General features: G+C 65.4%; 17 protein-coding genes and 1 tRNA gene. 6 read left to right on the top strand and 12 right to left on the bottom strand.

The window, feature by feature from the left end:
- Nucleotides 1-159 precede the first annotated feature (159 nt).
- The 5 genes from ACSFCA_RS11220 to ACSFCA_RS11200 all read left to right on the top strand — a co-directional run bounded on the left by ACSFCA_RS11220 (nt 160) and on the right by ACSFCA_RS11200 (nt 6,983).
- A complete protein-coding gene (locus tag ACSFCA_RS11220; protein WP_093052292.1) occupies nt 160-2,691 on the top strand; it encodes a PAS domain-containing sensor histidine kinase in 2,532 nt (843 codons plus the stop codon).
- Nucleotides 2,688-3,320 carry a response regulator transcription factor gene (locus ACSFCA_RS11215; protein WP_012747279.1) on the top strand — a complete coding sequence of 211 codons (633 nt, stop codon included), beginning with the start codon at nt 2,688-2,690 and terminating at the stop codon, nt 3,318-3,320. Before ACSFCA_RS11220 ends, ACSFCA_RS11215 begins: the two co-directional genes overlap by 4 nt.
- A 76-nt stretch (nt 3,321-3,396) precedes the next feature.
- Nucleotides 3,397-4,248, top strand: a complete 852-nt coding sequence (folD, locus tag ACSFCA_RS11210) for a bifunctional methylenetetrahydrofolate dehydrogenase/methenyltetrahydrofolate cyclohydrolase FolD (protein WP_093078070.1) — start codon at nt 3,397-3,399, stop codon at nt 4,246-4,248.
- Nucleotides 4,249-4,253: 5 nt separating this feature from the next.
- Nucleotides 4,254-6,311, top strand: coding sequence for a M3 family metallopeptidase (locus tag ACSFCA_RS11205; protein WP_258349871.1), 2,058 nt, complete (start codon nt 4,254-4,256; stop codon nt 6,309-6,311).
- A gap of 30 nt (nt 6,312-6,341) precedes the next feature.
- Nucleotides 6,342-6,983 (top strand): glutaredoxin family protein, encoded by a 642-nt coding sequence (locus tag ACSFCA_RS11200; protein ID WP_258349872.1) that lies wholly within the window; start codon nt 6,342-6,344, stop codon nt 6,981-6,983.
- A 28-nt stretch (nt 6,984-7,011) separates the two neighbouring features.
- Here the strand turns inward: ACSFCA_RS11200 and rpiA are convergent, their stop codons facing one another.
- Nucleotides 7,012-7,725 (bottom strand): ribose-5-phosphate isomerase RpiA, encoded by a 714-nt coding sequence (rpiA, locus tag ACSFCA_RS11195; RefSeq protein ID WP_435459565.1) that lies wholly within the window; start codon nt 7,723-7,725, stop codon nt 7,012-7,014.
- Between the two features lie 40 nt (nt 7,726-7,765).
- Between rpiA and ACSFCA_RS11190 the strand changes: the two genes are divergently transcribed.
- A complete protein-coding gene (locus ACSFCA_RS11190) occupies nt 7,766-8,845 on the top strand; it encodes a quinone-dependent dihydroorotate dehydrogenase (protein ID WP_435459564.1) in 1,080 nt (359 codons plus the stop codon).
- Nucleotides 8,846-8,861: 16 nt separating this feature from the next.
- On the opposite strand, the gene ACSFCA_RS11185 is transcribed toward ACSFCA_RS11190, so the two are convergent.
- The 11 genes from ACSFCA_RS11185 to ACSFCA_RS11135 all read right to left on the bottom strand — a co-directional run bounded on the left by ACSFCA_RS11185 (nt 8,862) and on the right by ACSFCA_RS11135 (nt 17,265).
- A complete protein-coding gene (locus tag ACSFCA_RS11185; RefSeq protein WP_435459563.1) occupies nt 8,862-9,581 on the bottom strand; it encodes a phage holin family protein in 720 nt (239 codons plus the stop codon).
- 54 nt (nt 9,582-9,635) lie between these two features.
- Nucleotides 9,636-9,932, bottom strand: a complete 297-nt coding sequence (locus ACSFCA_RS11180) for a glycine zipper domain-containing protein (RefSeq protein WP_093052316.1) — start codon at nt 9,930-9,932, stop codon at nt 9,636-9,638.
- 154 nt (nt 9,933-10,086) lie between these two features.
- Nucleotides 10,087-11,190, bottom strand: coding sequence for an NAD(P)/FAD-dependent oxidoreductase (locus ACSFCA_RS11175; protein WP_435459562.1), 1,104 nt, complete (start codon nt 11,188-11,190; stop codon nt 10,087-10,089).
- 319 nt (nt 11,191-11,509) lie between these two features.
- Nucleotides 11,510-11,584: transfer RNA gene (locus ACSFCA_RS11170), tRNA-Val, on the bottom strand.
- Between the two features lie 75 nt (nt 11,585-11,659).
- On the bottom strand, nt 11,660-12,367 hold the full coding sequence (dnaQ, locus tag ACSFCA_RS11165) for a DNA polymerase III subunit epsilon (RefSeq protein WP_258349877.1): 708 nt from the start codon (nt 12,365-12,367) through the stop codon (nt 11,660-11,662).
- Nucleotides 12,367-12,705, bottom strand: coding sequence for an ISC system 2Fe-2S type ferredoxin (fdx, locus tag ACSFCA_RS11160; RefSeq protein ID WP_093176617.1), 339 nt, complete (start codon nt 12,703-12,705; stop codon nt 12,367-12,369). Before fdx ends, dnaQ begins: the two co-directional genes overlap by 1 nt.
- A 9-nt stretch (nt 12,706-12,714) precedes the next feature.
- The gene (hscA, locus tag ACSFCA_RS11155) at nt 12,715-14,577 is read right to left on the bottom strand and encodes a Fe-S protein assembly chaperone HscA (RefSeq protein WP_435459561.1); all 1,863 of its coding nucleotides are present in this window, start codon (nt 14,575-14,577) and stop codon (nt 12,715-12,717) included.
- A 90-nt stretch (nt 14,578-14,667) separates the two neighbouring features.
- Nucleotides 14,668-15,186, bottom strand: a complete 519-nt coding sequence (gene hscB / locus ACSFCA_RS11150; protein ID WP_093052332.1) for a Fe-S protein assembly co-chaperone HscB — start codon at nt 15,184-15,186, stop codon at nt 14,668-14,670.
- A 63-nt stretch (nt 15,187-15,249) separates the two neighbouring features.
- Nucleotides 15,250-15,573, bottom strand: coding sequence for an iron-sulfur cluster assembly protein IscA (gene iscA / locus ACSFCA_RS11145; protein ID WP_007828190.1), 324 nt, complete (start codon nt 15,571-15,573; stop codon nt 15,250-15,252).
- A gap of 1 nt (nt 15,574) precedes the next feature.
- The gene (gene iscU, locus ACSFCA_RS11140) at nt 15,575-15,994 is read right to left on the bottom strand and encodes a Fe-S cluster assembly scaffold IscU (protein ID WP_093052335.1); all 420 of its coding nucleotides are present in this window, start codon (nt 15,992-15,994) and stop codon (nt 15,575-15,577) included.
- A gap of 50 nt (nt 15,995-16,044) precedes the next feature.
- Nucleotides 16,045-17,265 carry an IscS subfamily cysteine desulfurase gene (locus tag ACSFCA_RS11135; protein ID WP_435459560.1) on the bottom strand — a complete coding sequence of 407 codons (1,221 nt, stop codon included), beginning with the start codon at nt 17,263-17,265 and terminating at the stop codon, nt 16,045-16,047.
- Nucleotides 17,266-17,345 lie beyond the last annotated feature (80 nt).

The following is a 17,345-nucleotide window of genomic DNA, read 5'->3' as shown; positions in this document are numbered from 1 at the left end:
ATAGAAACATTGAGATTTCAAATAGTGCGTGACGATTTCTTAATGTGATATTTATGACAACGCACTGATCGGGACGACAACCATCCCGCAACCACCACCAAGCCCATCCCACGGCAGCGCCACATCGCTTCCGGGAGGGGCTTCACCTAAACTCGGGTGATGCCTCTTTCCTCCCCGCTGGCCGTTGCCCGCAGTGCCTCGCCCCTGTCCTGGTGGCGCAGGTGGTGGCGCCGGCAGACGCCGGTGCTGCAGGACGCGGTCGCCATGCTCGCGCCGATGGCAGCCGTGCTGTTGTTTCTTGCCGCCATCGTTTCCGCCTTCTGGTACCTGCGCACTGAAGAAGTCGAGCGCGAGCAGGAGTCGGTACGCCGCGACGTCGAATACGCACAGCAGCGCATGCGGCTGCGGCTGCTGGAACGGCAAGAGCAGTTGATGCGCATCGCGCGCGATGCGTCGAACCGCGAGATCGACCCGGTCGAATTCACCAGTCGCGCCGAGTCCCTTGTGAGCCAGTTCCCTGAACTGCAGACCATCACCTGGATCGACGACCGCCGCCGCTTCAAGGCCGGCTATGCAGCACCCAGCGTGCACCCCGCGCAGCAGCACCTGATCGGCGACGTGCTGCGTCCTGGCGACATCGAGAGCAACTATGCGCTGGCGCGCGAGTTGCGCCAGCCGGTGTACTCGCAGCCCGTGGCCGGAGGCGATCCTGCGGCGATGCTGCAGTTGCACATTCCCCTTTTCGACCAGGGCCTGTTCGCAGGCGTGGTGCTGGGCGAGTTCTCGGTCGACGGGCTGCTGCGCTACGGCATGCCGTCCGAGGTTCAGGCGCGCTACGCGGTGTCGCTGCTCGACGCCAAGGGCCATGTGATCGCCGGCAATACCACCAACCTGAAAGACAGCGGCACGCGCCTGCTGCCCTGGAGCGAGCGAACCAACGAGTACGAAGTGCCGGTGTCGCCCGTGGGCAATGCGCTGGTGCTGCGGGCGCAGGCCTATCGCACCTCGCAGGGCGTGGTCGGCAACGGCCTGTTCTGGCTGGTTTGCGCGCTCAGCGTGCTCACGAGCTGGATGCTGATCGGCACCTGGCGCCACACGCGACGACGGCTTCAGGCACAACAGCGGCTGGTGGCCGAGACCAATTTCCGCCGAGCAATGGAAAACTCCATGCTCACGGGCATGCGCGTGCTCGATCTGCAAGGGCGCATCACCTACGTCAACGCCGCCTTCTGCGCCATGACGGGTTGGAGCGAGGAAGAGCTGGTCGGCCAGACCCCGCCCTTTCCCTACTGGCTCGAATCCGACCGCGAGGTGATGAACGAGCGGCTTGAAGAAGAGCTGCACGGCCGCGCCCTCCCCGGCGGCTTCCAGGTGCGCGTGAAGCGCAAGAACGGCAGCGTGTTCAACGCGCGGCTGTACGTGTCACCGCTGATCGACGCTCGCGGCCACCAGACCGGCTGGATGACGTCGATGACCGACATCACCGAACCCACGCGCATCCGCGAGCAGTTGTCCGCCTCCTACGAGCGCTTCACCACCGTGCTGGAAGCGCTCGACGCAGCCGTGTCGGTCGCCCCCATCGGCAGCGAGGAGTTGCTGTTCGCCAACAAGCTGTACCGCCTGTGGTTCGGCTCGGACACCGTGGGGCACCTGGGCATGGTCGCGCAAGCAGGCGTGCCCGCATCGAATGCGCACGATGAAGGCCTCGACGACGTGGACCCGTATGCCGGCCTGCCCATCGACACGCTCACCGCGGCGCAGACCGCCAACAACGAAATCTTCGTGCCCCATCTCGGCAAGTGGCTCGAAGTGCGTTCGCGCTACCTGACCTGGGTCGACGGCCGCCTGGCGCAGCTCGTCATCGCCACCGACATCACGCCGCGCCGCGATGCTGAGGAACAAGCCGCCGCGCAGGCCGACAAGGCCCAGGCCGCCAGCCGCCTCATCACGATGGGCGAAATGGCGTCGAGCGTGGCACACGAGCTCAACCAGCCGCTGACCGCCATCACCAACTACTGCAACGGGATGATGTCGCGCATCAAGGGCCAGTCGATCGACACCGAGGCCCTGCTCGCCGCGCTCGAAAAAACGTCGAAGCAGGCGCAGCGTGCGGGCCAGATCATCCAGCGCATCCGCTCCTTCGTGAAGCGCAGCGAACCCAATCGCACGCCGGCCGACGTGGCCACCATGGTGAGCGAGGCGGTCGAGCTCGCCGGCATCGAGCTGCGCCGGCGCAATGTGCGCCTGAACCACTACGTGGCCGCGCGGCTGCCGGTGGTGCGCGTCGACCCGATCCTCATCGAGCAGGTGATGGTCAATCTGCTGAAGAACGCCGCCGAATCCATCGACATCGCCGACCGCCCGCTGGCACGCCGCAGCGTCGAACTGCGCGTGCTGCCCAAGGTGATCGAGGGCCACAACGCCATCGAGTTCTCGGTGCAGGACACGGGCAAGGGCCTGGCGCCAGAAGTGATGGACCGGCTCTACGAAGCCTTCTTCTCCACCAAGCCCGAGGGTATGGGCATCGGGCTGAATCTGTGCCGCACCATCGTCGAGTCGCATCGCGGCCGGATGCAGGCGGAGAACATCTACAATGGCCCGGATGTGATCGGATGCCGCTTTTCCTTCTGGATTCCGGTGTTGGACGCTATCAGTTCCGTAGCTAGCGACGAGGCAAAGGTACCTGCATGAGTTTGATTCCGAAGAAGGGCACGGTCTATGTCGTCGACGACGACGAAGCCGTACGCGATTCGCTGCAATGGCTGCTCGAAGGCAAGGACTACAGAGTCCGCTGTTTCGATTCCGCCGAATCCTTTCTCTCCCGATACGACCCACGCGAAGTCGCCTGTTTGATCGTCGACATCCGCATGGCCGGCATGACCGGCCTCGAATTGCAGGATCGGCTGATCGAACGGCGCTCCCCGCTGCCGATCGTGGTCATCACCGGTCACGGCGACGTGCCGATGGCGGTCGACAGCATGAAGAAGGGCGCGATGGATTTCATCCAGAAGCCCTTCAACGACGAAGAGCTGGTCACGCTGGTCGAGCGCATGCTCGAACATGCGCGCGGCGCCTTCACGCAGCACCAGCAGTCGGCCAGCCGCGACGCGCTGCTGTCCAAGCTCACGGGCCGCGAGGCTCAGGTGCTCGAACGCATCGTCGCCGGCCGCCTGAACAAGCAGATCGCCGACGACCTGGGCATCAGCATCAAGACGGTCGAGGCGCACCGCGCCAACATCATGGAAAAGCTCAACGCCAACACGGTGGCCGATCTGCTCAAGATCGCGCTCGGACAGGCGGCGCCCGCTGCCAAGGCCTAGAAGCTATCCGGCAGATAGCGACGAATGAATCCCACGCCTGCGCAAGCGGGCGTTTTTACTTGGAAAATCGAAACCGATGACCGCCCAACTGATCGACGGCAACGCCCTCGCCAAAACCATTCGCGCCGAAGTTGCCGGCCGCACCGCCGCACTCAAGGCCCGTGGCGTGAACCCGGCCCTTTCCATCATCCTCGTGGGCGAAGACCCGGCCAGCCAGGTCTACACGAAGCACAAGGTCAACGACAGCGCCCAGACTGGCCTGGAAGCCACGCTCGAGACCTACCCCGCCGACATGAGCGAGGCCGATCTGCTGGCCCGCATTCGCACGCTCAACGACGACCCGAAGGTGCACGGCATCCTGGTTCAGCTGCCGCTGCCCAAGCACATGGACAGCCAGAAGGTCATCGAGACGATTTCGCCCGCCAAAGATGTCGACGGCTTCCACGTCGCCAGCGCCGGCGCACTGATGACCGGCGCCCCCGGCTTCTGGCCCTGCACGCCGCACGGCTGCATGAAGATGCTCGAATCCATCGGCTACGACCTGCGCGGCAAGCACGCCGTGGTCATCGGCCGCAGCAACATCGTCGGCAAGCCGATGGCCATGATGCTGCTGGCCAAGAGCGCCACCGTGACCATCTGCCACAGCGCCACGCAAGACCTGGGCGCCATCACGCGCCAGGCCGACGTGATCGTCGCGGCGGTGGGCAAGCTCAACTTGCTGACCGCCGACATGGTGAAGCCGGGCGCAGTCGTCATAGACGTGGGCATGAACCGCAAGGAAGACGGCAAGCTGGCCGGCGACGTCGATTTCGACGGCGTGAAGGAAGTGGCCGGCTGGATCACGCCCGTGCCCGGTGGCGTCGGCCCCATGACGCGGGCCATGCTGCTCGCCAACACCCTTGAAGCGGCCGAACGCGCCGCCAAGTAACTTTCATGGCCATGACGAACAACCCCCTCCTCGATTTCAATGATCTCCCGCTGTTCGATCGCATCAGGCCCGAGCACGTCGCACCCGCTGTCGACGCGCTGCTGACCGATGCCGAGACCGCGCTGCAGACCGTGACGGCGCCCGGTTTTCCCGCTGACTGGAATGCGATCTCGAAGGTGCTCGACGTGGCCTCCGAACGTTTCAGCCGCGCCTGGAGCGCCGTCGGCCACCTCAACGCCGTGGCCGACACGCCCGAATTGCGCGCCGCCTACAACGAGGCCATGCCGCGCGTGACCGCCTTCTGGACCCGGCTGGGCTCCGACGAGCAGCTGTATGCCAAGTACAAGGCCATCGACGTCGCCACGCTCAACGCCGAGCAGCGCCAGGCGCATCGCAATGCCGTGCGCAACTTCGTGCTGGGCGGTGCCGAACTGCAGGGCGACGCCAAGAAGCGCTTCGCCGAGATCCAGGAGCGCCAGGCCGAGTTGAGCCAGAAGTTCAGCGAGAACGCACTCGACGCAACCGACGCCTTCGCCTACTACGCCGCGCTCGGCGAACTCGAAGGCGTGCCCGAAGACGTGGTGAGCGCAGCGCGCGCAGCCGCCGAAGCCGATGGCAAGGAAGGCTACAAGCTCACGCTGAAGATGCCGTGCTACCTGCCGGTGATGCAGTTCGCCAAGAGCAGCGCGCTGCGCGAGAAGCTCTACCGAGCCTACGTCACGCGCGCCAGCGAGTTCGGCGACGCCGCCTTCGACAACACCGCGCTCATCACCGAAATCCTCGCGCTGCGCGAGGAAGAAGCGAAGCTGCTGGGCTACAAGAACTACGGCGAGCTCTCGGTCGTGCCGAAGATGGCTGAATCACCCGAGCAGGTCGTCAAGTTCCTGCGCGATCTCGCAACCAAGGCCAAGCCCTACGGTGAACGCGACCTGGCCGACCTGCGGGTCTTCGCCGCGGAGCAGTTGAGCATCACCGATCCGCAGCCCTGGGACTGGAGCTACATCGGCGAGAAGCTCAAGGAAGCGCGCTACGCCTTCAGCGAGCAGGAGGTGAAGCAGTACTTCCCCGCTCCGAAGGTCATGGCCGGGCTGTTCAAGATCGTCGAGACGCTGTTCGAGGTGTCGATCCGCCGCGATTCGGCACCCACGTGGCACCCGAGCGTCGAGTTCTATCGCATCGAACGTGCTGGCCAGAAGGTCGGCCAGTTCTATCTCGACCCTTCTGCCCGTGCCGCCAAACGCGGTGGCGCCTGGATGGACGACGTGCGCGCCCGCTGGCTGCGCCCCGACAACGGCGTGCTGCAAACCCCCATCGCGCAACTGGTGTGCAACTTTGCCAGCGGCGTCGACGGCAAGCCGCCGCTGCTCACGCATGACGACGTGACCACCCTCTTCCACGAGTTCGGCCACGGCCTGCACCACATGCTCACACAGGTGAACGAGCGCGACGTCTCGGGCATCAGCGGCGTCGAGTGGGATGCAGTCGAGCTGCCGAGCCAGTTCATGGAAAACTTCTGCTGGGAGTGGGACGTGCTCAAGCACATGACCGCCCACGTCGACACCGGCGAACCGCTGCCCCGCGCGCTGTTCGACAAGATGACCGCTGCAAAGAACTTCCAGAGCGGCCTGCAAACGCTGCGCCAGATCGAGTTCTCGCTGTTCGACATGCTGCTGCACACCGAGTACCACGCGGCCGCCGCCAAGCCCGGCGACGTGATGGCGCTGCTCGGCAAGGTGCGCGCCGAGGTGGCGGTGATGCCCTCGCCGCCGTTCAGCCGCACACCGAATACTTTCAGCCACATCTTCTCGGGCGGCTACGCGGCCGGCTACTACAGCTACAAGTGGGCCGAGGTGCTGAGCGCTGATGCCTACGCGGCCTTCGAGGAAACCGTGGGCGCCGACGGCGAGCCGAACATCGAAACCGGCCGCAAGTACCGCCAGGCCATCCTGGAGGCTGGTGGCAGCCGCAGCGCCATGGATTCGTTCAAGGCTTTCCGGGGCCGCGAGCCCCAGCTTGATGCGCTGCTGCGACACCAGGGCATGGCGGAGCCCCAGCCCGCTTGATGCGGCGCTGAAGCTTGCGATACTCGGGCGATGCATCCGATTTACAAATTCTCACTGCATCGCCTGACCGGCCTGGCCCTTGTGCTCATCGCCACGGGCACCATGGCACAGCAGGTCTATCGCCAGGTCGACAAGAATGGCAAGGTCACTTTCTCGGACCGCGCCCCCACGGCCAGCACCGAGCCGGCCTCGGCCTCGCAAGGCGGCTCCACCACGCCGGCGAATGCGGGCCTGCCCTACGAGCTGCGGCAAGTGGCTCAGCGCTACCCCGTTACGCTGTACAGCAGCGACGAATGCGGGCCGTGCAGCACGGCTCGCTCGCTGCTCATCACGCGGGGCATTCCGTTCGAGGAACGCACCGTCAAGAGCAACGAGGAAATCGAGGCGCTGCAGCGCCTGAGCAGCCAGAGCTCGCTGCCATTGCTGACCATCGGGTCGCAGCAGCTCAAGGGCTTCTCGGATGTCGAATGGTCGCAGTACCTCGACGCAGCCGGCTACCCCAAGAGCAACAGCCTGCCTGCGGGCTACCGCAACGGCCCGGCGCGACCGCTGATCGCGCAGCAGGCAGCACCCGCGCCCCGTGCCGCCGCGGCACCGGCCGCACAGCCCGCGCCACCGCCCCCCGCATCGAGCGAGCCGAGCCCGAGCAACCCCGCCGGCATCAAGTTCTGAGCCAGGCCGCTCGCGCGGCCTTTCGTCTCTAGGCGCCGAACTGCAGCGTCTTCACACCAGTCGAGGTGCCCAGCAGGCACACGTCTGCCTTCTGGTGCGCGAAGACACCCACCGTCACCACGCCCGGCCATTGGCTCACTTCAGACTCGAAGGCCAGCGGATCGGTGATTCGCAGACCCGTCACGTCGACGATGTGCTGGCCGTTGTCCGTGACCAGTGGCAGGCCGTCCTTCTCGCGCACCTGGGCGATGCCGCCCATACCGGCGAACTGGCGCATCACGCGGCGCGCAGCCATCGGGATCACTTCCACCGGCAGCGGAAAGGCGCCCAGCGCCTCGACCAGCTTGGATGCGTCGGCAATGCAGACGAACTTGCGCGACTGGGCCGCGACGATCTTCTCGCGCGTGAGTGCGGCGCCGCCCCCCTTCACCATGAAACCGCGGTGGTCGATTTCGTCCGCGCCGTCGATGTAGACCGCCAGCTCTTCCACCTCGTTGCTGTCGAACACCGGAATGCCCAGGGCGCGCAGGCGTTCGGTCGAGGCGACCGAGCTGGAGACGGCGCCCTTGATCTCGTCCTTGATGCTGGCCAGCGCATCGATGAACTTGTTCACCGTCGAGCCGGTGCCGACGCCGACGATCTCGCCCTTGACCACATAGGCCAGCGCGGCAAGGCCGACCTGGGCCTTGAGTTCGTCCTGAGAAAGTGGGTTGGAGGGGGTTGGGGAGGCGGGTGCGGTCATCGCGGAGAATCCTTGGCTCATTGAAGTCCAGAATTATCCGATGCCCCTGCTGATGCCCTCCTCGCTCTACGGCCTGGCCCGCCCTTTCCTGTTCGGTTTCGACCCCGAGCATGCCCACGAAATCACGCTGGACGGGCTGGCGCGCACCCAGAACACGCCGCTGGCCTGCGCTTACTCGGCGCCGCGCGTCGACGACCCGGTCCAGCTCGCCGGGCTGACCTTTCCGAACCGCGTGGGCCTGGCGGCCGGGCTGGACAAGAACGCCCGCTGCATCGATGCCTTCGCCGCCATGGGCTTCGGCTCCGTCGAGGTCGGCACGGTGACGCCGAAGGCCCAGCCGGGCAATCCCAAGCCGCGCATGTTCCGCCTGCCGCAGCGCGACGCGCTGATCAACCGGCTCGGCTTCAACAACGAAGGGCTCGACGCCTTCCTGGCCAACGTGCAGAAGGCGCGCTTTCGCAAGGGCAGCGGCGGTGCGAAGCAGCCGATGCTGCTGGGCCTGAATATCGGCAAGAACGCCGCCACGCCGATCGAGCGTGCGGTGGACGACTACCTGATCTGCCTCGACGGCGTGTACCCGCATGCCGACTATGTGACGATCAACATCTCGAGCCCCAACACGGCCAACCTGCGCACGCTCCAGAGCGACGAAGCGCTCGATGCGCTGCTCGGCGCGGTGGCCGAGCGGCGCGAAGCTCTGGCCGCGCGCCACAACAAGCGCTCGCCGCTGTTCGTGAAGATCGCGCCCGATCTCGACGAAGCCCAGGTGGCGGTCATTGCCGCCACGCTGAAGCGCCATGGCATGGATGGCGTGATTGCCACCAACACCACGCTCTCGCGCGATGCGGTCAAAGGCCTGCTGCATGCCGAGGAAGCGGGTGGACTGTCGGGTGCACCGGTGCGCGAGGCAAGCAACCGTGTGATCGCTCAATTGCGCGCGGCACTGGGCGCGGGCTTTCCGATCATCGGGGTGGGCGGCATCCTCAGCGGTGCGGATGCCAAGGCCAAGATCGCCGCAGGTGCGGACGTGGTTCAGATCTACACCGGCCTGATCTATCGCGGACCGGCGCTGGTCCGCGAAGCCGCTCAGGCGCTGCTGCGCGATCACAGCAAGGCCTGAGCTTTTTCTTTCCTCTTCAGCGCATGCGCCAGAGTATTGGCGCGATGACCGCAGCCCAGCGCAGCAAGCGCCTCGGCTTGATCACCACCACGGCGGCCGCAGCAACGACGCCGGTGACCACGGGATGCGCACGGGCGATGCGCAGGGCAGCGGCAGCGGCGGATTCATTGGGCGGAGGCGCTTCGCCTTCGCCCGAACCGCCCGCAGGCTGTGCCTCGCGCCCACCCTGCAGCGTCGCGATGCGCTCGCGTTGACGCTCCATGCGCGCCAGCAGTTCTTCGCGCGTGGCCGGCCGCGGGGGGCGCGGCGCTTCTTCGTCCTGCTCCGGATCCTTGCCCAAGCCGAAACTGTCCTGGACCCAGGCCCAGTCGCGCTCGAACTCGTGGCGCGCCGGCACGAAGCTGTTGGACGCATTGCGCAGGGTCAGCAGCAAGCCGACGGCGGCCGCCAGCCAGAGCACGATCCATACGCCTGCCACCGACCACGCAGCGGTGATGCGGTACGGTGTTTCCCAGAAATGAACCACCACCGCCACGGACAGCAAGGCCACCGTGACCGTGGTCAGCCCCAGCACGGCCAGACTGAAGACGAGCATCAGCTTGAGACGCTGCTTCTCGTCCTCCCAGGCCATGCGCAGCAATTGCACCCGGTCTTCGGCCGCCAAGGCGCCTTCGGCCGCGGCAATGCGCAGCCGGCGAATCCGGGCGTTCAGCCCGAACATGGACAGCAGCCTCATGGGCTGGCTCCGGCCATGTCCGGATGAACGATCTTGCTGCCGTGTGCGCTCAGGTCAGCGGCGGCCAAGCAGCAGGCCCACCAGCACGCCGACGGCCAGTGCGGCACCGGCGATCTGCCATGGTTCGTCGTGGGCGTAGGCGTTGGCGGAGGTGGCCGCTTCACGGGCCTTCTTGGCGGCGAGCTTGCTCTTCTCGGCCGCGAGTTCGCGTGCGATGGCCAGCTTGGTGTCGATGCGCTGGCGCAGCGCCTTGATGTGGGGAACCGAATCCAGGTCCTTGCTTGCCAGCACGCCGCGCACGTCGCTTGCAATGTCTTCGGCTGCTGCTTCAAGATTTTGGGATGCACTCATTGGAAACTTTCCTCCGTGATGACACCGGCACCGCGCCGGCGGCTTCGCGCCAGCAAATGGCGTGCTGTCATGTTACAGGCTCAAAAGACCCTCAGGCGCTACAGATGTGCAGACTTTGACGCGAGATGCCACTTCGTGACGCTCAAAGCGAGCTTCACGCATCCGCCAGCAAGCCGGCCACATGGCGCCCGATGGCCAGGCTGCTCGTGAGGCCAGGCGACTCGATGCCGAAGAGATTGACCAGCCCCGGCACCCCGTGCGACGCAGGCCCGTCGATCATGAAGTCGGCCGCCGGCTCGCCCGGGCCCGAGATCTTCGGCCGCATGCCCGCGTAACCTGGAATCAGGGCGCCGTCGGGCAGCGCGGGCCAATACTTGCGCACCTCGGCATAGAAGCCCTCGCCGCGCTTCGGGTCCACCACCAGTTCGTCGGCCGAAGACACCCACTGCACGTCGGGCCCGAACTTGGCCTGGCCACCCAGGTCGATCGTGAGGTGCACGCCCAGCCCGCCCGGCTCGGGCACGGGATAGATCAGACGCCCGAACGGCGCCCGCCCCGACAGGGTGAAGTAGTTGCCCTTGGCGAAGTACTCCCTGGGCACCATCGAGGGCGGCAGGCCCTCGAAGCGCCGAGCCAGCGCAGGGGCGCCGAGACCCGCGGCATTGACCACGCTGCGGCAACGCAACGCAGTGCCATCCTCAGCCGTCAGGACGATGGCACCATCGCCGCATTCGGCACGCGTGATGGGCGATTTCAGTGCCAGCATGCCGCCCGCATTCTCGAGGTCGCCGAGCAGGCTCAGCATGAGCGAGTGGCTATCGACGATGCCGGTGCTCGGCGAATGGAGCGCCGCCACGCAATGCAGTTGCGGCTCCATCGCCATAGCCTGCTGTGCGGTGATCAACGTCAGATCGCCGACGCCGTTCGCAGCCGCCTTCATCCGGATGACTTCGAGCTGGTCTGCCTGCTCGGGCAAGGTCGCCACGATCAGCTTGCCGCAGCGCTGGTGCGGCACGCCACGTTCCGCCGCGTAGGCGTACAGCATTTCCTTTCCCTCGACGCAGAGCTTCGCCTTGAGCGAGCCCTGCGGGTAGTAGATGCCGGCGTGAATGACTTCGCTGTTGCGCGAACTCGTCCCCGTGCCAATGGCACCTTCGGATTCAAGCACCAGCACCTCCCGGCCCGCGAGCGCCAGGGCGCGCGCCACTGCCAGCCCCACCACACCAGCGCCGATGACGGCGCAATCTATTTCGTCCATCGCGCGAGCTTAGCGCGGCTCGCACGCGGATTTCCTTATTGCACGGAGGGCGGCGGCTCCGGATCGGTGGGTTCGTCGGGTGGCGTCTCGGCCCCTTCGTCAGGCTCGACGGGCAGGTTTGGAGTGACGGGGGTCGGAAGATCTGGATGAGTGGCCATGGCGGTGCTCCTTGCCCCTCTGTTCTAGGCCGCTACCACGGGAAGTTCAACAGCCCTTGGCTGCACTTGCCGTCGGTGCAGGCCGACAGTTCAGTCGATGAATGAAGTAGGCGCGACAAACGAAAACGGCACCCGAAGGTGCCGTAAGTCGTTGCTTTGAATGGTGGGCGGTGGAGGTTTCGAACCTCCGACCCCAGCAGTGTGAATGCTGTGCTCTACCCCTGAGCTAACCGCCCGAAACGCTGCTGATTGACTGCAGCGTTCTGAAAACGTATCGCGTTGTGCGAAGCCTCAGATTATGCCATAGCTTTTCAGCCGTTTTCGCGAAACAGCGTGCGACCACCGCTCGATTTGTCGAGTTGCCCCAACACCGCTTCGTGCGCGGTCAGTTCGTGCTCGGCGGCCAGAATCACCGGCAGCTCGAACTGGCTCAGGTCGATGGCCACCACCGTGGTACCCAGTTCAGGCTCGTTCGAAGCCACGTCGATCAACAGCGCATCCTGGCCGCGCGTGAGGTTGATGTAGACGTCGGCCAACAACTGCGCGTCGAGCTTGGCGCCGTGGAAGGTGCGGTTCGAACGGTCGACGCCGAAGCGGTCGCACAGCGCGTCCAGCGAATTGCGCTTGCCCGGGTACACCTGCTTGGCCATGGCCAGCGTGTCGGTCACTTCACTGACGAAGGTGCGCAGCGGCGGCAAGCCGGCACGCTCGAATTCCTTGTTGAGAAAGCCGACGTCGAAGGCCGCGTTGTGAATGATCAGCTCGGCATCGCGCAGGTACTCGACGATGTCGTTGGCCAGGGTGGCGAACTTCGGCTTGTCTCGCAGGAAGTCAGTCGTCAGGCCGTGGACCTTCAGCGCGTCCTCATGGCTCTCGCGCTCAGGGTTGAAGTAGATGTGCAGGTCGTTGCCGGTGAGCTTGCGAGCGAACAGCTCCACACAGCCAAGCTCGATGACCCGGTCGCCGTTCTCCGCGGAGAGGCCGGTGGTTTCGGTATCAAGAACGATCTGGCGCGACATCAGTGGTTTTCCTTGGCGTGATTGATCGAGTACTTCGGAATCTCGATGGTCACATTCTCCTGCGCCAGGATCGATTGGCAACTCAGGCGCGACTGCGGCTCCAGGCCCCAGGCGCGGTCGAGCAGGTCTTCTTCGCCTTCTTCCGCCTCGTTCAGCGAGTTGAAGCCCTCGCGCACGATGACGTGGCAGGTGGTGCAGGCGCAGCTCATCTCGCAGGCATGCTCGATGTTGATGTTGTTGTCGAGCAGCGCCTCGCAGATCGAAGTGCCGGCGGGCGCGGTGATTTCAGCGCCCTGCGGGCAGTACTCGGGATGCGGGTAGATCTTGATCGTGGGCATGTTGTTGTTCTAAAGAGATTCGACCTTGCGGCCGGCAAGTGCGCGCGCAATGCCCGCGTTCATGCGCTGTGCGGCAAAGGCCTCGGTGTCGTCGGCCAGTTTCTTGGTGGCGGCTTCGATGGCCGCGGCTTCGTTGCTGCCCTTGGCGGCTTCGCGCAGCTGCGCCATCGATGCGTCGATGACGGCGCGCTCTTCGTCGCTCAGCAGGTCGCCGTCGGCATCGAGCGCACTCTGCGTGGCCAGCAGCATGCGGTCGGCATCGACGCGCGCCTCGACCAGCGCACGGGCCTGCATGTCCTGCTGCGCCGTGGAAAAGCTCTCCTGCAGCATGGTCGCGATCTGGTCGTCCGACAGGCCGTATGACGGCTTGACCGCCACGCTGGCTTCGACGCCGCTGCCCTGCTCCTTCGCGCTTACGCTCAACAGGCCATCGGCATCGACCGTGAAGGTCACGCGGATGCGCGCCGCACCGGCTGCCATCGGCGGGATGCCGCGTAGCGTGAAGCGCGCAAGGCTGCGGCAGTCAGCCACGAGGTCACGTTCACCCTGCACCACGTGCAGCGCCAATGCGGTCTGCCCGTCCTGGTAGGTCGTGAAGTCCTGCGCCATCGCGGTGGGGATAGTCTGGTTGCGCGGCACGATGCGCTCGACCAAGCCGCCCATGGTCTCGATGCCGAGTGACAGCGGAATCACGTCGAGCAGCAGCAGTTCGCCCGCGCCGTTGTTGCCGGCAAGCTGGTTGGCCTGGATGGCTGCGCCGAGGGCCACGACTTCGTCGGGATTCAGGTTGACCAGCGGCTCGCGGCCGAAGAACTCGGCGACGGCGCCGCGGATCTGCGGCATGCGGGTGGAGCCGCCGACAAGCACGATGCCCTGCAGGTCGTCGGGCTTGAGCTTCGCGTCGCGCAGCGCCTTGCGGACGGCAGCAATGGTGCGATCGGTGAGCGGCCGCGTGGCGGTGTAAAACTGTTCGCGGGTCAGGTCGAACGAAGCGGTCTTGCCTGCCACATCGGCCTTGAACAGGGCCAATTTCGAATCGGTCAGCGCCTCTTTCGCGGCCCGTGCGGCGACCAGCAACGCGGCCTTGTCGGCATCGCTGCCGGCTTGCAGGCCCGTCTGCGCGAGCACGAAGTCGGCCAGCGCGTGGTCGTAGTCGTCGCCGCCAAGGGCTGAGTCGCCACCCGTGGCGATCACCTCGAACACGCCTTGCGTAAGCCGCAGGATCGAAATGTCGAAGGTGCCGCCGCCCAGGTCGTAGACCGCATAGACGCCTTCGCTCGCGTTGTCCAGGCCATACGCGATGGCGGCCGCCGTGGGCTCGCTGATCAGGCGCAGCACGTTGAGGCCGGCGAGTTGTGCGGCGTCCTTGGTTGCCTGGCGCTGGCCTTCATCGAAGTACGCCGGCACTGTGATGACGGCGCCGTAGAGCTCGTCGTCGAAGGTGTCCTCGGCACGAAAGCGCAGCGTGGCCAGGATCTCGGCGCTGATCTCGACTGGCGACTTCTCACCCGCCAGGGTCTGCACCTGCACCATGCCGCCATCGCTGCTGCCGATGCGGTACGACATCGCTTCACGGTTCGCGATGTCGGCCAGGCCGCGGCCCATGAGCCGCTTCACCGAAGTGATCGTGTTGGTCGGGTCCTGGGCGCGCGCCGCCAGTGCATCGAAGCCGATCTGGCGACGGTCGTTTTCAAGGTAGCGCACGGCCGAAGGCAGCAGCACGCGGCCCTGGTCGTCGGGCAGGCATTCGGCCACGCCGTTGCGCACCGCGGCCACCAGCGAATGGGTGGTGCCGAGGTCGATGCCCACGGCAATGCGGCGCTGATGCGGGTCGGGCGCCTGGCCGGGCTCGGAAATCTGAAGAAGAGCCATCAGGCCTCCCGCCGGGCCGCCCCAAGGGGGGCTTGCGCCCCCTCGGGGGGCAGCGAATACACGAAGTGATGAGCGTGGGGGTTCATGTCTCTATTGTCCCAACTGATCGAATTTGGCTTCGACGTCCTGTCCGAAGCGCTCAATGAACATGAGGGCTCTCACTTGCTGCGCCGCGGCGGGGTAGTCGCCTTTTTCGTCGATCAGCCAGTCGAGCGACGACAGCGCACGGGCGCGAGCGGCTTCAACCTCGGCCTGGAGTTTCTCGAGTGAAGCAGCATCTTCGACATCGTCGAGCGCCTCGCGCCACTCCATCTGCTGCATCAGGAATTCCGGCGGCATCGCCGTGTTGTTCTCGGCGTTCAGCGGCGCATCGTGCAGTTCGCAGATGTAGCTGGCGCGTCGGATCGGGTCTTTGAGCCGCTGGTAAGCCTCGTTGATGCGCACCGACCACTGCATGGCCACGCGCTGCGCGGCGGCGCCCTGCGCGGCAAAGCGGTCCGGGTGGGCTTCGCGCTGCAGCTCTTTCCAGCGCGCGTCGAGCACGGCACGGTCCTGCGCGAAAGTCGCCGGGACGGCGAACAGTTGAAAGTCGGTGTCGTTCAGGTTCATGGCAAGAAAAAACCGCCAGCACATGACATGGTGGCGGCTGTTGTCGCGGTCAGCGACGGCGCATCAGATGCGAAAACTTTCCCCGCAGCCGCAACGGTCGCGTTCGTTGGGGTTGATGAACTTGAAGCCCTCGTTCAGGCCCTCGCGCACGAAGTCGAGCTGCGTGCCGTCGATGTAGGCCAGGCTCTTCGGGTCGACCAGCACCTTCACGCCGTGGTCTTCGAACACCACGTCTTCAGGCGTGAACTCGTCCACGTACTCGAGCTTGTAGGCCAGGCCGGAGCAGCCCGTGGTCTTCACGCCCAGCCGCACGCCCACGCCCTTGCCCCTCTTGCCGAGGTAGCGGGTGACGTGTCGCGCAGCGGCTTCGGTCAGCGTGACGGCCATGTCAGTGGACAGCTTCCGCAGCAGCAGCTTCGGTCTTGACGCCGTGCTTGGCCTTGTAGTCGCTCACGGCGGCCTTGATCGCGTCTTCGGCCAGGATGGAGCAGTGGATCTTCACGGGCGGCAGCGCCAGTTCTTCGGCGATCTGAGCGTTCTTGAGCGCAGCCGCTTCGTCGAGCGTCTTGCCCTTGACCCATTCGGTCACGAGCGACGACGACGCAATGGCCGAGCCGCAGCCGTAGGTCTTGAAGCGTGCGTCTTCGATCACGCCGGTTTCGGGGTTGACCTTGATCTGCAGCTTCATCACGTCGCCGCAGGCCGGCGCACCGACCATGCCGGTGCCTACCGAGTCGTCGCCTTTTTCGAAGGAGCCGACGTTGCGTGGATTTTCGTAGTGGTCGATGACCTTGGAAGAATATGCCATGGTGTACCTCTCAAACTTTGTTCAATCGTGGAGCCTGGTGCGGGCCTGCGTCAGTGGGCCGACCACTGGATCGTGCTGATGTCGACGCCGTCCTGGAACATCTCCCACAGGGGGCTCAGCTCGCGCAGCTTGGCAACGTTGTGCTTGATGGTCGAAATGGCGTAGTCGATTTCTTCTTCGGTCGTGAAACGGCCGATGGTCATGCGAAGGCTGCTGTGAGCCAGTTCGTCGCTGCGGCCCAGGGCGCGCAGCACGTAGCTAGGCTCGAGGCTGGCCGAGGTGCAAGCCGAACCCGACGACACCGCCAGGCCCTTGATGCCCATGATCAGCGACTCGCCTTCGACGTAGTTGAAGCTCATGTTCAGGTTGTGCGGCACGCGGTGTTCGAGGTCGCCGTTGATGAACACCTGCTCGACATCCTTCAGGCCGTCGAGCAGACGCTTCTGCAGGCGCCGCGCATGGGCGATGTCGTCCTTCATTTCGAGCTTGGCGATGCGGTAGGCCTCGCCCATGCCGACGATCTGGTGCGTGGGCAGCGTGCCCGAACGCATGCCGCGCTCGTGACCGCCACCGTGCATTTGCGCCTCGAGCCGCACGCGCGGCTTGCGGCGCACGTACAGAGCACCGATGCCCTTGGGGCCGTAGGTCTTGTGCGAGGCGAGGCTCATCAGGTCGATGGGCAGCTTCGTGATGTCGATGTCGACCTTGCCGGTGGCCTGGGCCGAGTCGACGTGGAAGATGATGCCCTTTTCACGGCAGACGTTGCCGATCGCGACCACGTCCTGGACCACACCGATTTCGTTGTTCACGAACAGCACGCTGGCCAGGATGGTGTCGGGGCGGATCGCGGCCTTGAACTTCTCGAGGTCGACGAGGCCGTTTTCCTCGACGTCGAGGTAGGTGACTTCGAAGCCCTGTCGCTCGAGTTCGCGCATGGTGTCGAGCACGGCCTTGTGCTCGGTCTTCAGGGTAATCAGGTGCTTGCCCTTGCCCTTGTAGAACTGGGCTGCCCCCTTGAGCGCGAGGTTGATCGATTCGGTCGCACCCGACGTCCAGACGATTTCGCGGGGATCCGCATTGATCAGGTCAGCCACCTGGCCACGCGCCTTCTCGACCGCCTCTTCAGCCTCCCAGCCCCATGCGTGGCTGCGCGACGCCGGGTTGCCGAAGTGTTCGCGCAACCAGGGAATCATGGCGTCGACCACACGCGGGTCGACCGGCGTGGTCGCGCCGTAATCGAGATAGATCGGGAAATGAGGAGTTACGTCCATGGCTGGCTCGTGCTGGCGTGGGGGTTGTTTTTTGATCTGGGCTGCTCAGGGGTGGCGCCCGAAGGCGCCGCCGGGGACTC

Origin of the sequence: Variovorax multivorans (assembly GCF_051216835.1) — a bacterium.
Taxonomy (GTDB): domain Bacteria; phylum Pseudomonadota; class Gammaproteobacteria; order Burkholderiales; family Burkholderiaceae_C; genus Variovorax.
Note: the sequence above shows the minus strand (reverse complement) of the source record. Positions and strands in the feature narration are given on the sequence as shown.

What these genes read in the sequence shown, in the direction of transcription:
- ACSFCA_RS11190 (WP_435459564.1), top strand. Translation starts at nt 7,766, where the DNA reads ATGCCCCTGCTGATGCCCTCCTCGCTCTACGGCCTGGCCCGCCCTTTC.
- dnaQ (WP_258349877.1), bottom strand. Translation starts at nt 12,367, where the DNA reads ATGTCGCGCCAGATCGTTCTTGATACCGAAACCACCGGCCTCTCCGCG.
- ACSFCA_RS11205 (WP_258349871.1), top strand. Translation starts at nt 4,254, where the DNA reads ATGGCCATGACGAACAACCCCCTCCTCGATTTCAATGATCTCCCGCTG.
- hscA (WP_435459561.1), bottom strand. Translation starts at nt 14,577, where the DNA reads ATGGCTCTTCTTCAGATTTCCGAGCCCGGCCAGGCGCCCGACCCGCAT.
- ACSFCA_RS11180 (WP_093052316.1), bottom strand. Translation starts at nt 9,932, where the DNA reads ATGAGTGCATCCCAAAATCTTGAAGCAGCAGCCGAAGACATTGCAAGC.
- ACSFCA_RS11185 (WP_435459563.1), bottom strand. Translation starts at nt 9,581, where the DNA reads ATGAGGCTGCTGTCCATGTTCGGGCTGAACGCCCGGATTCGCCGGCTG.
- ACSFCA_RS11175 (WP_435459562.1), bottom strand. Translation starts at nt 11,190, where the DNA reads ATGGACGAAATAGATTGCGCCGTCATCGGCGCTGGTGTGGTGGGGCTG.
- fdx (WP_093176617.1), bottom strand. Translation starts at nt 12,705, where the DNA reads ATGCCCACGATCAAGATCTACCCGCATCCCGAGTACTGCCCGCAGGGC.
- folD (WP_093078070.1), top strand. Translation starts at nt 3,397, where the DNA reads ATGACCGCCCAACTGATCGACGGCAACGCCCTCGCCAAAACCATTCGC.
- hscB (WP_093052332.1), bottom strand. Translation starts at nt 15,186, where the DNA reads ATGAACCTGAACGACACCGACTTTCAACTGTTCGCCGTCCCGGCGACT.
- iscA (WP_007828190.1), bottom strand. Translation starts at nt 15,573, where the DNA reads ATGGCCGTCACGCTGACCGAAGCCGCTGCGCGACACGTCACCCGCTAC.
- ACSFCA_RS11200 (WP_258349872.1), top strand. Translation starts at nt 6,342, where the DNA reads ATGCATCCGATTTACAAATTCTCACTGCATCGCCTGACCGGCCTGGCC.
- rpiA (WP_435459565.1), bottom strand. Translation starts at nt 7,725, where the DNA reads ATGACCGCACCCGCCTCCCCAACCCCCTCCAACCCACTTTCTCAGGAC.
- ACSFCA_RS11220 (WP_093052292.1), top strand. Translation starts at nt 160, where the DNA reads ATGCCTCTTTCCTCCCCGCTGGCCGTTGCCCGCAGTGCCTCGCCCCTG.
- ACSFCA_RS11135 (WP_435459560.1), bottom strand. Translation starts at nt 17,265, where the DNA reads ATGGACGTAACTCCTCATTTCCCGATCTATCTCGATTACGGCGCGACC.
- iscU (WP_093052335.1), bottom strand. Translation starts at nt 15,994, where the DNA reads ATGGCATATTCTTCCAAGGTCATCGACCACTACGAAAATCCACGCAAC.
- ACSFCA_RS11215 (WP_012747279.1), top strand. Translation starts at nt 2,688, where the DNA reads ATGAGTTTGATTCCGAAGAAGGGCACGGTCTATGTCGTCGACGACGAC.